Origin of the sequence: Streptomyces sp. NPDC050610, assembly GCF_040654875.1 — a bacterium.
Taxonomy (GTDB): Bacteria; Actinomycetota; Actinomycetes; order Streptomycetales; family Streptomycetaceae; genus Streptomyces.
Map to the genome: position 1 here is coordinate 17,215 of NZ_JBFAIV010000060.1, position 13,972 is coordinate 31,186.

The window sequence follows — 13,972 nt, forward strand, 5'->3', positions numbered from 1 at the left end:
CGCTGGGCGTGTCAGGCGCCCGGCGTGTGCAGCTTTTCGACACTGATGGAAAGAATCACCCTTTGCTGCGGTCCGCCCCCAAACCCGGGGTAGGGGCGACCGAGGTACTTGTGGGAGAGCGTGTCGATGTGCTCGCCAGCTCCCTGGAGCGTGGACGAGGTGACCTTGCCTCGTGCCCCCCAGTAGCGAGAGGGAGCCTCAGGGGCGGCGATCGCGACAGCGACCCGGGGATCGCGTTCGATGTTCCGCATCTTCTGGTGGGTGGTCACCGTATTGACCAGGATGTGCTCCTCGTCTGTGTCGACCCACGTCTGTGTGATCTGGGGCGAGCCGTCCGGCATGAGGGTGGTGACGAAACACAGGGCCGGTGCCCGAAGGATGTGGATCAGCTCTGGGGGCAGGGGCATGGCAGGCGTTCCTTTTGGTGAGGCGAATCTGCGAACCGCCGGTGTGTGCACAGACGCCCGGCGTCAACTCGCTCGTGTGCCGCATCGCCGCGTGTGCGTTGTGCTGGGAGCCTACGTCGAGGCGTCAGTGGTACGCGCACGCGGGCTGGGCATGAGTGTCGCTGCCTGCCCCCGCGTTGCTTCGCCAAAATTCTGACCGTGGTCGGCCGTACGGCCTTGAAGGCTGCCGCAGTGCGGCCGGTCTGCGACAAGGCTCCGATCCATCGCCAGGGCAAAGCGCTTTGAGGGCTTCCAGGCCGCGGAGGAAGCGTGCAACGCCACCGGCTTCATGCCGCGGATGGCGTCAGCCTGTGGCGAGAACCTCATATCGGAGCACGGTGCCTCGAAATACTGTTACGCTACATATCGAGACAGCCTGCCTCGTAACTCTGCTTCGTTCTGCCCGGCCCCATCGTCGGCCGGCCGTGGGAGTTGACCCGAGGGCGCGTTCGTCCCGTCCCTGCCACGACGCCGGAGGTACAGCGATGAAGGATCTGCACCACTGCGAGCTCCTCACCCGCCGACAGCTCACACCCCGCATGGTGAGGCTCACCCTGGGCGGCCCCAGCCTCACCGGACTCACCCCCCGCCCGGCCCAGGACATCGAGGTTCTCCTCACCGACGCCACGGGCGCGCCTATCAAGCGGCGGTACACCATTCGCCACGCTCGTCCCCAGAGCGGCGAGTGGGACATCGACGCGGTCATACATGCGGGCGCCGGCCCGGGCAGCGCCTGGGCGGCAACAGCACAGATCGGCTCGCGCGTCGAACTCGTCGGCCCGCGGGGAAAGCTACAACTGCGTCCGGCTGAAGGACACTTGTTCATCGGCGACGAGGCCTCCTCGCCCGCGATCGCCGCCCTGGCCGAGGCGCTGCCGGACGATCAGGTCGCCGCCGCAGTCGTCGAGACCCAGTCCGAGGCAGACCGACTCCCCTTGGCGGCCGACCACGTCCGCTGGATCGAACGGGGCCCGGCGGCTGCCGGCGACCCGGCACTGCTCTTGGCCGCGGTCGACCAGGAACTGCGGGAAGCAAGGTTCGAACAGGTCTACATCCTCGCCGAGGCACATACGACGGGTGCGCTGCGCGAACTCGTGCACGCAGCCGGCGTCGCGCCTGACCGCGTGTTCGCCAAGGGCTACTGGACCGCGGGCCGCTCCTCCTCCAGCGTGCTCGGGGGACGACGTGAGCGCGGCTGACGCACTCTCGAAAAGCCCGGACCCGGCGAGGCGGCAGACCAGGCGGGCCTTCCGCGGACTGCTCGCCGCCCGCCTGCTCGGCGCTCTCGCCGACGGCGCCATGCTGCCGTTCATCGTTCTGTGGGCCCATGAAACCGGCGGGCTGAGCGGAGCGTCGGCCGGAATGCTCTTCCTGGCGCTGGCCTTCGGCGAGCTCGCCGGCGGCCTCGCCGGTGGCGTCCTCGCGGACCGTGTCGGCCACCGGCGCATGCTGCTGATATCCACCATCGGTATGGCGGCCGGATACAGCAGTCTGTTCCTGGTCCACCACGCCGTCCTCGCCCTGGTCGCGTTCCTCACCGCGGGCATCTTCGAAGCAGCCTTCCACCCCACCATCGCGGCCCTCATCGCCGACCTGCACCAGGGACAGGACCTCCACCACGCCTACGGAATGACCCGAGTGGCGGCCAGCCTCGGCAGCATCGCCGGCCCGATCGTCGGTGCTGCAGCCGTCTCCTTCTCCCTGTCCTGCGTCTTCGCCGTCGCGGGGATCCTGCTCCTCGGGGCCGTCCTGGCCGTTTTCCTCGCCGTACCACCCGACCGCGCCATCGAGCCTGCGCAACCCGAAGCAGAACCGGACCACGTTCCGGGCGGGCTGATGCAGGTCCTGCGTGACCGCAGACTCCTGCTCCTCGTCGTCGGCGGCGGGCTTTTGAGCATCACCTTCACCTGGTGGGAGGCCGATGGCCTGGTACTGCTCAACAGGCTGCACGCCATGGGCACTTCGGCCTTCGCCGCGCTTTTCGCGGTGGACGCAGCCGCTACCGTCCTGTTCCAGATGCCGATCAGCCGCTGGGCTCGCGACCGCAGCACCGCACGGTTGCTCTTCGCCGGTGCAGCCCTCCAGGGCGTGGGCCTTGCGGGACTGGCGGCAGCAGGGGCGGGGTACCCCGCCCTCGTCGCGGCGGTTCTGCTGATCTCGTTCGGAATGATGCTCGCCGGCCCCGCCACCTCGGCGTTCGTCAGCCGCCATGCACCCCCCGGGCGCAGCGCCACCTATCAGGCAGCCCTCTCCACCACCCAGGACATCGGAACAGCAATCGGCCCCACCTCCGGTCTGGCCATCGGCCGGATCGGACCGCCCGCCCTGGTGTGGCTTCTTGCCCTTCCGCTCAGTCTCATCGCCGGTCTGGCCACTGCTAAAGCGTCTGGGCCGCTCGCATCGGGCCAGACCGCTGGTGCTGCCCGTACCCGGTGCTGACCCCACGGGCGGACCGGCTTCTGGCCGTCTACGACCGCTCCCGCACGCCAGTCGGCGACACGAGGGACTGATGATGTCTGCCTGTACTCCGGTGATGTCATCGCCGCCGCCCTGTCCGCATACACAGGCTCGCCGTATCTCGCCGAGCAAGTGACGTCGGCCGCCGCCGGGGACAAGGAAGGGTGCGCCTTCCAGCTGCGGCCGACCGACACCGAGCCGGTCGCGCCCATCCTCCGGGAGTTCATCGCCCGTCTGGACGCGACCCGGCGCGAACCGGCACCCGGCCTGATCCCCCAGACGGTATGAGGCCCCGGCACCACTCGGGAGCAACGGACCCATCATGAATGTCTGCGCGCCGCTGACCAGCACATTCAGATGAGAAAAGGTTCTGACCTTGTGCTTTGTGGTCGGCGGCTGCGTTGAAGTCAGCAGCGCACGCGGGCGGTGTTGCCGTCGATACGGACGATGCACCTGCCGCACCTCAATGTCCCGGGGGAAGCATTTCGCCGTCAGCGTCACGCTTGAAGAAGGCATGGGCGCCGGCCTACGACGCCGACGGCACCGAGCGGTCCGGCGCCTGGGGCGCGGAGATCACCGACATAGCCGATGGCCCTGGACAGACGCGATCACCCACACGTTCCAGCGACTCGCCGCCCGGCCGGCCCGGCAAAGACCACGGGGAGAGACAGAACGATCGGGACGTGCTGGACTCCTACCTCCTCGAAAGCGGTGCCCTGTCCGACGCAAGATCCGGACCAATTGCGGACTACAGGACTACCGAACATCGCTTCTCGCCCCACACGCGCAGGTCGCCCCGCACACAGACTCGACAAGTACGGCGTAACCGTTTCCCCGTGTCATGCGCCGCGTGCATTTGGGCGATCCGCAACTTGCGTTGGTGACGTCCCGGTCGGCGGTGGATGCTGGCTTGCATGACGCAGCACGAGACCATCACCGGACGTGACCTGCACAGCTTGGTCGGCACCACGGCTGCGGCCGCCACCGTCCCGATGGGCGACAGCGAAGCTGCGGCACAGGCGGCGACGGGGGACGTCACCGTACTCATGACCGACCACGGGTCGGCCATATCGGTGACCGCGGATCCGCCGGTAGCGCTGCGGGACGCGTTGCGGAAACGATCACGACGTCCCGGCATCGCTGCTGGTGCCGGCCCGTTAGCGGCAGCTTGGCGTCCGATATCCGCACCCGCCGCGAGGTCGGCCAGGCCACCAGGTCGATATTCGGGCCTTTGGGAGGAGAGCAGAGTGGACAAGGAGGCGAACTCACCGGTTCTGCTCGAACTTCCCTCGCAGCTGGAGGGGTTCGGTCTCGTCACGGAGGTTCGGCGGCGGCGTGACTCCGGCCAGGTGTACCGGGTGCGGTCGGCGTACTGAGGCTGGATCCGCCATGAGCACACCCGTTCGCGGCGTCTGCTGACCGCGACGTTCACGGTCCGCCGGGCCCGAGCGCCGACCCGCGGGTATCGGCGATCGTCGACGAGCGTCTCTACGCGCGCGAGCATGACACGGGTGCGCTTTCCGACGAGGGCTGGTCGGCTTCGCGGATCTGCTGCTGGTCGTCGGCCATGAGACCACTGCGAACGTGGCCTCGTTGCCCGCGGCCAACGGTGATCCGGCACCACTGGAGGACGGAGACGTCCTCGACGTCACCCGTGCCCGCTGCCCGCATGCGGCCTTCGGCCACGGTATCCATCACTGTCTCGGCGCGACGTCGGCGCGTGTCGAACTGCGGCTGACGCTTCCGGCGTTGCTGCGGCAGTTCTCCGGGTCGCGTTTCGCCGACCCTGGCGCTGTCCCCCGCTGTCAAGGACGGCGCGCTGATCTACGGACTGCGGTCCCTGCCCTTGGGCTGGTGCCCCTCTCGAATGGAACAAATGTTGACCATCGACCTACAACCCGCCGCCGTACTCCCGGCCGAGGCCGACTTTCCCGACCACCGGCAGGTGGTGCAACGGTTCGGCGACCTGGCGCCGGACGGCACGACGAGCACAGTGGCTCTGTCGCGCATGTTCGAGCATCCTCTGGTCGGTCTGCGCTTCGCGCGCTTCGACAAGCTCGTGGCCGAAGGCGGATTCGGGCCGTTCCGTTTTCTGTTCGTCGGTCAGCGTGTCGAACGGCGGGCGGCGTTCGGCCAGAATGGCGGGACCGTCCGGATCGGTACCGGCATCCGGGCGATCGGGCGGTCCTCGTACACCTACGGTCAGGGGATGTTCGCCGGCGGGCAGCTCGTCGCTACGGCCGAGGGCACCATGGTGCTCGCGGACGAGTCCAAGACGATCCCCTTGCCGGACGAGCTGCTCGCCGATCTTGAGGAGCTGCGGCTGCCGGAAACAGGCATGGCAGCCGCGGCGAGACCCGATCCGCGCCGCCTCAAGCGGCAGTACTACCCGGCCGCTGCGACCGTCCACGCCCGCGTCGGGGACGTCGATCTCAACCGGCACGTCAACTACATCGCCCAGCTCGGCTGGTACGACGAGGCGATCGCGGCTCATGCCCACGGCCTGCTGGGAGGCGGCTCCGCCAGAAAACTGCCGTGGTTCCTCCCCTGGCGCTACCAGGTGAACTACCTCGGCGAGGTCCATTACCCCCGTGCCTACGACGTCGGGATCGCCGTCAGCGGACACGACGAGCACTCCGTGCGCTACGAACTGGGGCTGTTCGACAGCGGACAGTGCCTGGGGACGGCGGACGCCACCGCGCCACGCGGTGCGCTTCCGGGCGTCGCGCTCGCGGATGCGGCTCCGTCCGCTTCGGACGCCTAACGCAGAGGGGCTCATGAATCATGCCGAAAATCTTGACGGAGTCGTACTGGCCCGCCGACACCAGCGCACCGGTGATGGAGCTGACCGCCGGAGACCTGTTGCGGGAGGCCGTGCGGGACGCCGGGTCCCAGACCGCCCTGATCGAGGTCGCACCGCTGGATGCCCTGTCGCCGTCCGGCGCCGAACGCACCGATCGCCGGTGGTCCTACCGGCAGTTGCTGGCCGAGGCCGAGCAATGCGCGCACTGGTTGCTGGCCCGGTTTTCCCCGGGCGAGCGGATCACTGTCTGGGCTCCCAACATCCCCGAATGGATAATTCTCCAGTACGGTGCCGCCTTGGCCGGTCTGGTGGTGGTGACCGCCAATCCGGCGCTGCGCGCCGCGGAACTGCGCTATGTACTTGAGCAATCCCGTTCGGCCGGACTCTTCCACACCGCGGCGTTCCGCGACAGTGACATGACCGCGATCGCCCGGGACGCCGCGCACGGGCTCCCGGAACTCAGAACGACCGGCTGTTTCGCGGATTGGCAGACGACCGTGCGTGCCCATCAGGGCCGCGGGCCGCTGCCGGAGGTACGCCCTGGTGAAGCCGCCCAGATCCAGTACACCTCCGGCACCACCGGGTTCCCCAAGGGAGCGCTACTGCACCACCGCGGACTGGTGACCAACGCGAAATTCATGATCGACCGGACCCAGTTGCCCGAGCGGGGCACTCTGGCGTCCGCCACGCCGCTGCTCCACACGGCCGGCTGCGCCATGGGGGTGCTCGGCAGCGCCCACCAACGAGCTTCCTACGTCCTGTGTCAGCCGTTCGACACCGCGCTCGTGCTCACCGCGGCCCAGGATCACCGGGCGGACATGCTCGGCGGGGGCCCGACGATGCTCATCGCGCTGCTGAATCACCCCGGATTCGAGCAGTTCGACCTGTCACATCTGTCGCGGGTGCTCGCCGGCGGCAGCCCCATCCCGCCCGAGCTGGTCCGTCGCGTCGAGGACCGCTTCGGAGCCCGGTTCACCGCTGTCTACGGCCAGACCGAACTCTCCCCGGTGATCACCCAAACCAGCCCCGACGATTCGCCCGCGGACAAGGCCACCACCACCGGCCGTCCACTGCCGCGCGTCGAGGTCGCCATCCGCGATCCGCAGACCGGGGACATCGTGCCGACCGGGCGGCCCGGGGAGATCTACGCCCGTGGTCACCAAGCCATGCTCGGCTATTTCGAGCTGCCCGAGCGCACCGCCGAGACCATCGACCAGGCGGGCTGGGTGCACACCGGCGACCTGGGCAGCCTCGACGAACGCGGATACCTCACGGTCACCGGACGGCTCAAGGACATGATCATCCGGGGCGGCGAGAACATCTACGCCACCGACATCGAGCAGGTCCTGTTCACTCACCCGAAGGTGCGCGACATCGCCGTCATCGGCCTGCCGGACCCTGCTTGGGGCGAAATAGTCGTCGCCGTGCTCGTACCCGCCGAGCCCGGCCGACCGCCCACGGCGACGGAGCTGCACGACTTCTGCCGCGCACAGCTGGCTCCCCATAAGACACCGGTGCGCTGGCTACAGACCACCGAACTACCCCTCACCGGCTCCGGAAAAGTCCGAAAACACCGGCTCCGTGAGCTGGCCGACCACGCCGGGCTCCGGGAACTATAACGACGGCGCCATGACTCTCGGATACAGCGAATTTCCGGGTTGTCGCAGTTTCCGCGCAGGATCCGTGAACCAGTGCAAAATCTCAGGAGGTCACGTGCTCGACATTCAAGAAATTTCCGACCGGTTGGAGATCCAGGAGCTGCTGGTGGCTTACGCTACCGCGATCGACAGCAAGGATTTCGACTCCCTGGACCGGATATTCACCGAAGACGCCCATATCGACTACACGGCATTCGGTGCCATCGCGGGCACCCGCGCCGAAATGAAAGAGTTCCTCACGTCGAGCATGGCGCAGTTCGCCGCATGCCAGCATCTGATCGGCAACCCGGAGATCCGCTTCGACGGCGACCGCGCGACGGGGCGGGTGATGTGCCTGAACGCACTCGGCTTCCCGACCGAGAGCGGCGATCCGCGGATCGCGTTGCTGGGCATGTGGTACATCGACGAATACACCCGTACACCGGCGGGCTGGCGGATTTCCCGACGAAGCCAGGAACGCAGCTGGACACAGGGGCTCGGCGACGTCCCCGGAAACACGCACTGACCCGTGTTCTCGGACGGTGAGCACCCACGACGAAGCTGGGTTCCCCTTTCCCCGCGCGCCATGCGCTGAACGCATCGGACTGATCCGCAACTTGCGTTGGTGACGACCCGGTCGGCGGTGAGACCGCGATGGACGAACTCGCCGTGCGCACCGGAGTCGACCCGGTGGAACTGCGGCTGCGCAACTACGCGACGGAGGACTCGGCCGAGGGCCGTCGCTTCTCCAGCAAGTACCTCGACGAGTGCTATCGGGTCGGAGCCGAGCGGTTCGGCTGGACTCAGCGCCAGGCGCGCCCCCGGTCGCGGACCGACGGGGACTGGCTGGTCGGCATGGGGATGGCCAGTGCGATCTACCCGGCGTGGCGCCAGCCCGCCTCGGCGCGGGTCCGGTTCCGTGACGACGGCCGCGTCGCCGTCGCCTCGGCCACATCCGACGTCGGCACCGGCGCCTTCACCATGCTGGCGGCGGTCGGGGCGGGTGAGCTGGGTTTGCCGATCGGCTCCGTCACGGCGGAGGCGGGCGACTCCGCGCTCCCGCCCGGCGGTGTCGGAGCGTTCGGGTCCAGCGTCACGACGAGCACCGTGCCGGCGGTGCAGGCCGCGTGGCGGGCGGCCGTCAAGGCGCTCATCCGGTCGGCCGTGGGCAATTCGCGATCACCGTTCGCCGGTATCGACCCCGCGCCCGTGTGCTATCGCGAGGGCAGGATCGAGGCGAACGGCACCTCGGTCGACTTCCGTACCCTGCTGCGAGGCATGGAGGTGCCGTACATGGAGGCGGTCAGCACCGCGGCGCCGGACGCGGGCGCGGCCCGGTACCGGTTCCACTGCTTCGGTGCCCACTTCTGCGAGGTGCGGGTCCACCGGCTGACCGGTGAGCCGCGAGTCGACCGGTTCACGTCGGTGTTCGACGTAGGGCGAGTCGTCAACGCCAAGGCGGCCCGCGGTCAGCTGATGGGCGCGATCATCTGGGGCATCGGGCATGCTCTGCTGGAGGCCGACCCGATCGAGCCGGAGGGGGGTTCGCCGCGGCGAGCATGGCGGACTACCTCGTCCCGGTCCATGCCGACACACCGGCGATCGACGTGCACTGGCTGGACCGCCCGGACCCGCACATCAGCGAGTTCGGCGCCCGCGGACTGGGCGAGATCGGCCTGGTCGGCTCCGCCGCGGCGATCGGCAACGCCGTGTCCAACACGACCGGGATCCGCGTCCACGACCTGCCGATCACGATCGACAAGCTGCTGTGAGGCCGGTACGCGCGGCTGTCAGCCGGTCAGCTCCTTTGCCGCCGCGCGGATCGTGTCGCGCAACCAGGAGTGCATCGGGTCGGATTCCAGCCGCGCGTGCCAGATCATCCCGTACGGAAACGCGTCGAACCCTTCCGGCGCCTCGACCAGCCGCGTCCGCGGATCAGTGGCCGCCCGCAGTTCCGCGAGCCGCCGCGGGACCGTCGCCACGAGAGCCGTACCGGGCAGGACGTCGAACGCCGAGCTGAAGTGCGGCACCCGCACCGCGGCCCTCCTGCTGTGGCCGAGCGTCTGCAACCACCGTTCGATCATGGGCTGCTCCTGGTGCAGCAGTGTGACCACCACGTGACGGGCGACGACGTAGTCGGCCAGTGAGAAGCGATCGCGCACCGGGTGGTCGCGGTCCACGACGCAGACCACGTCGTCGGTGAACAATCGCTCCCACCGCAGCCGCGTGGCGGGGCGGAGCACGGACAGCGCGATGTCGGCCCGGCCTCGTTCGAGGTCGGCGTACGAGTCCTCATCGCGCGGTTCGATACGGACTTCCAGCTCGGGCGCGACCAGGAGGAGCCGGGGCAGCAGGTGCGGCCCCAGCGTGGAGGTGGTGTAGTCGGTGCCGATGACGCGCACGATCCCGGTCGCCGTGGAGGGATCGAAGCCCCGGCCGGCCACGAGACTCTCCAGCCGCGGCAGGAGCAGGGCGAGTTCGCGCTGCATTTCCCGCGCTCGCGGGGTCAACTCGTAGTCGCCGCCGGACCGGACCAGCAGCTCGTCACCGAACAGCGCGCGCAGTCGCTGCAATGTGCGGCTCATGGACGACTGGCTCAGGTGGAACAGCCCGGCGGCCCGGGTCACATTTCGTTCCTCAAGCAGGATGGAGAGAGCACGCAGTTCGTGCAACAGCCCAAGATCACTGTGCGGCATGCGCACAGTATGCATCCGCGTCAGCGGCCTGTACCGCCAGGCCGGCCAAGGCCGCTGCGGCAGCCTGCCGGGCTCGACTGCGCAGGGCCGCAGGGCCGTGTGCCGGACCCGGCCTCACCATACGCGCGGCGGTACACCCGCCCCCTTGGCCATCAGCACAATCCGCCAGGTCAATGGTTGGCCATGTGGACAACTCCGGGGCTCGGGGCGGTTTCTAGAGTGGCGTTCTCCCCGGCCAAAGGGAATCGGCCGCGCGGAAACGAGGGCGAGCGCGCACCGTACGCGGCCCGCCCCTGAAGAACGGAGACATGGTGCGACGGAAGACGAGTGCGGTGGTGGCCTTGGTGTTCATCGCCTCATTGCTGGCCATTCCCGCTGCCTCGGCGGAGACGCCTCAGTGCGACACCCAGCGCATCCAGGCGGCGGTGAAGGACCTGGGGAGCGTCGGCGCCTCGGGGATCAGCGTGACGGTGAAGAGCCCGCTGTGCGGGGTCCGGAACGGCGGTACCGGCCTCGCCGACCTCAGGACGGGCCGCGAGGTCGTCGGCAATGAGCACAGTCGTATCGCCAGCAACACCAAGACCTGGACGGCCACGGTCGTACTGCAGCTCGTCGGCGAAGGCAGGATCGGGCTCGACGACACCGTCGACCAGTACCTGCCCGGCCTGATCCGCACCGAGCACTACGACGGCCACAAGATCACGATCCGTCAGCTTCTCCAGCACACCAGCGGCCTGCCCGACTACCTGGAAGCTCCGTTCTGGAACGACCTGGACGCCCACCGCTGGGATCACATCGACCCCTTGCAGACGGTCGAGCAGACGCTGGCGCTGCCCCCGCCCGAGAGGACTCCGTCCGGCTTCGCCTACTCCAACACCAACTACAACCTGGCCGGCCTGATCGTCGCCGAAGTCACGGGCCGCGGCATCGGTACCGAGATCGAGCAGCGGATCATCAAGCCGCTCGGACTGCGCGACACCTACTGGCCCGGCGACCGCACCTCACTGCCCGAGCCCGACCTGCGAGGCTATGCGCAGGAGAACGGGAAGCCGGTGGACAAGACCGAATGGAACGTCTCCGCGGCCGATGCATCGGGCGCGCTGGTCACCACCGGTGCCGACGCGACAGCATTCTGGACCGCGCTGTGGACCGGGAAACTGCTGGCCCCCGCCCAGCTGGCCGAGATGAAGCGCACCGTCTCCGAAGAGGAGGGCGGCCGCTACGGCCTGGGCGTCGAGCGCTACGAGCACACGCCGGGCTTCGTCACGTGGGGGCACAGCGGCTCCATGGAGACCAGCCACAATTTCCGGAACGCCGTCACCGACGACGGGCAACGCGCCGTCACCCTGCTGATCGGCTCGGACCAGTTCGACTCGGCGAAGGTGGACGCCGTCATCGACGACCTCATCCGCACCCTCCGCTGACCGAAGACCAGAGACCGCTGGGACCGCTGGGACCGCTGGGACCGCCCCTCACGGTGGAGGAGGATCGGCGGTTCCGGCGGCGCCGCCGAGTCCCGCGAGGGCCCTCAACTGCAGCCAGAGGACCAGTCGTTCGTCGGGGTCGTCGAGATTGATCCCGAGCTGCCGACCGGCCTGCCTCAGGCGGTAGCGGCAGGTGTTGGGGTGGACGGAGAGCTCCTTGGCCGCCCTCGCCACGTCACAGCCCGCGTCGAACCAGGCCACGAGAGTACGGGCGTAGTCGGAGCCGTGATCGAGGTCCGCCGCCAGCACTCGCCGCCAGGCGCCTGCTCTCAGCACCCGCTGTTCCCGCATCACTTCGGAGAGCAGCAGGAGCGTCGCCCGGGGACGCACCTCGTCGATCACGGCCACCGGCAAGGCGTCGTGCAGCAGCCGCAGGACCAGATCCGCGTCCGCCCGCGAGTCGGCCACTTCGCCGAGGTGGGACACCACCTCTCCGAGCGCCGCTCGCACGGGCACCCGCAGCGACCGGTCGGCTCGGCGCACGATGTCCTCAGCCAGCTGCCGGTGCCGCCGGTCGATCGCGCTCCGCTCCTGCGGCGCGCGGCCCCCGCCGTGCTTCCCGGGCGCGGGCAGCAGCCCGTACACCACCCCGTCCAGGAGTACGCACGCCTGTCGCCCGTAGCGTGCCTCGCACTGCAGGCGCACGACATCCAGCAGCCTGAGCGAGGTCCGCTCGGCGTCCGGCACGCTCGCCGCGGAGTCGATCGCGAACGCGGCCACGCGGACCGTGTCCCACCCCAGGCGGTGTGCCGCCGCCCGGGCGTCCGCCGTACCGTTCAGCAATCGGCGTACCAAGTCGGTGTTCTGATGGTGGGCGAGCTCCTGGGCGGCACGGGCCCGCAGCAGGAGAAGCGCCGCCGTCGACGCGCCCTGGGCCAGGGTCTCCTCGGCGTCCCCGGCGAGCGTGCCGCCGTCGACCGCCCAGACCGAGCCGAGGGGCTCGCCGCCGGCCCGCACCGCGACGGCGAGCCGCGGCAGTCCGTGCGGTGTGAGCGGCGGCAGCCGCACCGGTCCGTCCGAGGCGAACACCAGCCGGACCTGTTCCGAGTTCTCCACGTCGTCCGGGACCTGGAGTCCGAGGATGCCCTGGCGGCGTTCCTCATCGACCGGCTGACCGGGCACGGTGGAGTAGGCCAGGACCCGCTGGCGCGGGTCCTCCACGGACACCGCCCCGCCGGCCGCTGCCGCGATCGCGTCGGCCAGCGCGAACAGATCCCCCAGCCCACCGCCGTGCGCGGACCGTGTGCCGATCGCCGAAGCGAGCAGCAGGTGCACATGGTGCCAGGCCGTCTCCTCGTCGACCGCCAGCAGCGCCACACCGCGCGCCTCGGCCTCGCCGACCGGCCCGTCCGCACCTCGCACCACGACTCCGGCCATCCCCGCCTGCGCGGCGTCCCGCACCAGCGGCCCGGCCGCCGCCGCCCGCACGCCGACCGCGAGCAGCAGGGCCCCGGGCGCATGCGACAGCGGAGCGTGCGGGTCGTACAGCAGCACCTCGGTGACCAGGGCCGAAGGGTCGGCCGGCGCGGCTTGCAGCCGTAGGGTCGGGCTGCCGACGACGTTCATCAGGCCGCTGAAAGTACAGCCGTCCATGGGCGCCCCTCCTCGCATCGGCTCCGGAGATGGCCGGACTGCTGCCCGGAGGCCACCGGGAAACCCCTCCGCCGTGCCACACGAAGATCAGTCTGGATGGGATTCTAAGCCGGACCGTGCTGCGCTCGATGGTCGAGCACAACGGGATGACCGTGAATCCCAGGGCGTCGGGAGCAGGACCCCAGCGTCCCGGACGACTCCTGTGACGAGTTTCCCTTCGCCGGCTCCGTGCAGGGCGGCACGAACGGCTCCGAGCGCACGGAGATCATCCCCAGGGAGACCGGCGGGGCGTGGCACGTCGACGTCGTACGGGACAGCCCCCGCGGTGCATACGCGCCCTGCGTACGGGCGCATGTCCCCAAGCCCGAGAACACGGGCGCGGGGGGCGAACTCGGCCGGGCCGTCCTCGCGGACCGCATCGTCACGATGGAGTGGTACGAGGTGCTCATCGCGCCGTGACGAGCGGCCGCCCGGGGCCCGCCGGCCCGGCGATGACCGGCCTCCACTCGGCACTGCCACTGTTCGAGGGTGATTGCCTCACTTTCGACCACAAGAAAATCTATGTCGGCTGGAGTAGACATTGGGTGGTGGTGTGGTTATGGTTTCTCTCGTAGCCGAGATCGAACGAGGCCGGGCAGAGACGAACTGCCGGCCAGTAGTACCCGCAGTTGCAGTTCGCAGGACGGTTCGGTGGTGGAGTTTCGAAGCCAGGGTTGTTGCAGGACGGCGACGGGGCTGACGGCCGGACCGGGTGGCCCGCAGTGATCAGGGGCTGCCGGAGCAGTACCGCAGTTCACGCAGTGGCAGTTCGGTAAGTGCGGTTCGCAGTACCCAGCAGTGAGTGAAGTGAGTGAGC

Annotated in this window: 13 protein-coding genes and 1 pseudogene; 11 read left to right on the top strand and 3 right to left on the bottom strand. The window is 69.2% G+C overall.

What is annotated here, in order from left to right:
• Positions 1-11 precede the first annotated feature (11 nt).
• Positions 12-407 carry a TIGR03618 family F420-dependent PPOX class oxidoreductase gene (locus AB0I22_RS37945; RefSeq protein WP_363135590.1) on the bottom strand — a complete coding sequence of 132 codons (396 nt, stop codon included), beginning with the start codon at positions 405-407 and terminating at the stop codon, positions 12-14.
• A 524-nt stretch (positions 408-931) separates the two neighbouring features.
• Between AB0I22_RS37945 and AB0I22_RS37950 the strand changes: the two genes are divergently transcribed.
• The 9 genes and pseudogenes from AB0I22_RS37950 (at position 932) to AB0I22_RS37990 (ending at position 9,115) form a co-directional block, all read left to right on the top strand.
• The gene (locus tag AB0I22_RS37950; protein WP_363135591.1) at positions 932-1,645 is read left to right on the top strand and encodes a siderophore-interacting protein; all 714 of its coding nucleotides are present in this window, start codon (positions 932-934) and stop codon (positions 1,643-1,645) included.
• Positions 1,632-2,885 carry an MFS transporter gene (locus AB0I22_RS37955; protein WP_363135592.1) on the top strand — a complete coding sequence of 418 codons (1,254 nt, stop codon included), beginning with the start codon at positions 1,632-1,634 and terminating at the stop codon, positions 2,883-2,885. Before AB0I22_RS37950 ends, AB0I22_RS37955 begins: the two co-directional genes overlap by 14 nt.
• A 150-nt stretch (positions 2,886-3,035) precedes the next feature.
• Positions 3,036-3,191: a hypothetical protein gene (locus tag AB0I22_RS37960; protein WP_363135593.1), complete on the top strand. Its 156-nt coding sequence runs from the start codon at positions 3,036-3,038 to the stop codon at positions 3,189-3,191.
• Between the two features lie 626 nt (positions 3,192-3,817).
• The gene (locus AB0I22_RS37965) at positions 3,818-4,279 is read left to right on the top strand and encodes a hypothetical protein (protein WP_363135594.1); all 462 of its coding nucleotides are present in this window, start codon (positions 3,818-3,820) and stop codon (positions 4,277-4,279) included.
• Positions 4,280-4,779: 500 nt separating this feature from the next.
• Positions 4,780-5,667 (top strand): hypothetical protein, encoded by an 888-nt coding sequence (locus tag AB0I22_RS37970; protein WP_363135595.1) that lies wholly within the window; start codon positions 4,780-4,782, stop codon positions 5,665-5,667.
• Between the two features lie 20 nt (positions 5,668-5,687).
• Positions 5,688-7,325 carry an AMP-binding protein gene (locus AB0I22_RS37975; protein WP_363135596.1) on the top strand — a complete coding sequence of 546 codons (1,638 nt, stop codon included), beginning with the start codon at positions 5,688-5,690 and terminating at the stop codon, positions 7,323-7,325.
• Positions 7,326-7,419: 94 nt separating this feature from the next.
• The gene (locus tag AB0I22_RS37980) at positions 7,420-7,869 is read left to right on the top strand and encodes a nuclear transport factor 2 family protein (protein ID WP_363135597.1); all 450 of its coding nucleotides are present in this window, start codon (positions 7,420-7,422) and stop codon (positions 7,867-7,869) included.
• 128 nt (positions 7,870-7,997) lie between these two features.
• Positions 7,998-8,813: pseudogene (locus AB0I22_RS37985) on the top strand (molybdopterin cofactor-binding domain-containing protein); the annotation flags it as partial.
• An 89-nt stretch (positions 8,814-8,902) separates the two neighbouring features.
• A complete protein-coding gene (locus AB0I22_RS37990) occupies positions 8,903-9,115 on the top strand; it encodes a hypothetical protein (RefSeq protein WP_363135602.1) in 213 nt (70 codons plus the stop codon).
• Between the two features lie 18 nt (positions 9,116-9,133).
• Here AB0I22_RS37990 and AB0I22_RS37995 read toward each other — a convergent pair whose 3' ends face one another.
• Positions 9,134-10,039 (bottom strand): LysR family transcriptional regulator, encoded by a 906-nt coding sequence (locus tag AB0I22_RS37995; protein WP_363135598.1) that lies wholly within the window; start codon positions 10,037-10,039, stop codon positions 9,134-9,136.
• A 308-nt stretch (positions 10,040-10,347) separates the two neighbouring features.
• On the opposite strand from AB0I22_RS37995, the gene AB0I22_RS38000 reads away from it, so the two are divergent.
• Positions 10,348-11,463 (top strand): serine hydrolase domain-containing protein, encoded by a 1,116-nt coding sequence (locus AB0I22_RS38000; protein ID WP_363135599.1) that lies wholly within the window; start codon positions 10,348-10,350, stop codon positions 11,461-11,463.
• A 48-nt stretch (positions 11,464-11,511) separates the two neighbouring features.
• Here the strand turns inward: AB0I22_RS38000 and AB0I22_RS38005 are convergent, their stop codons facing one another.
• On the bottom strand, positions 11,512-13,116 hold the full coding sequence (locus AB0I22_RS38005; protein WP_363135600.1) for a helix-turn-helix domain-containing protein: 1,605 nt from the start codon (positions 13,114-13,116) through the stop codon (positions 11,512-11,514).
• A gap of 228 nt (positions 13,117-13,344) precedes the next feature.
• Here AB0I22_RS38005 and AB0I22_RS38010 point away from each other — a divergent pair, with 228 nt between their 5' ends.
• Entirely contained in the window at positions 13,345-13,575 is a 231-nt protein-coding gene (locus tag AB0I22_RS38010; RefSeq protein ID WP_363135601.1) for a hypothetical protein, read from the top strand.
• The last annotated feature ends 397 nt before the right edge of the window (positions 13,576-13,972 follow it).

Excerpts from the sequence above, each read along its gene's own strand:
- AB0I22_RS37945 (WP_363135590.1), bottom strand. The coding sequence starts at position 407 with ATGCCCCTGCCCCCAGAGCTGATCCACATCCTTCGGGCACCGGCCCTG.
- AB0I22_RS37950 (WP_363135591.1), top strand. The coding sequence starts at position 932 with ATGAAGGATCTGCACCACTGCGAGCTCCTCACCCGCCGACAGCTCACA.
- AB0I22_RS37965 (WP_363135594.1), top strand. The coding sequence starts at position 3,818 with ATGACGCAGCACGAGACCATCACCGGACGTGACCTGCACAGCTTGGTC.
- AB0I22_RS37970 (WP_363135595.1), top strand. The coding sequence starts at position 4,780 with ATGTTGACCATCGACCTACAACCCGCCGCCGTACTCCCGGCCGAGGCC.
- AB0I22_RS37975 (WP_363135596.1), top strand. The coding sequence starts at position 5,688 with ATGCCGAAAATCTTGACGGAGTCGTACTGGCCCGCCGACACCAGCGCA.
- AB0I22_RS37990 (WP_363135602.1), top strand. The coding sequence starts at position 8,903 with ATGGCGGACTACCTCGTCCCGGTCCATGCCGACACACCGGCGATCGAC.
- AB0I22_RS37995 (WP_363135598.1), bottom strand. The coding sequence starts at position 10,039 with ATGCCGCACAGTGATCTTGGGCTGTTGCACGAACTGCGTGCTCTCTCC.
- AB0I22_RS38000 (WP_363135599.1), top strand. The coding sequence starts at position 10,348 with ATGGTGCGACGGAAGACGAGTGCGGTGGTGGCCTTGGTGTTCATCGCC.
- AB0I22_RS38005 (WP_363135600.1), bottom strand. The coding sequence starts at position 13,116 with ATGGACGGCTGTACTTTCAGCGGCCTGATGAACGTCGTCGGCAGCCCG.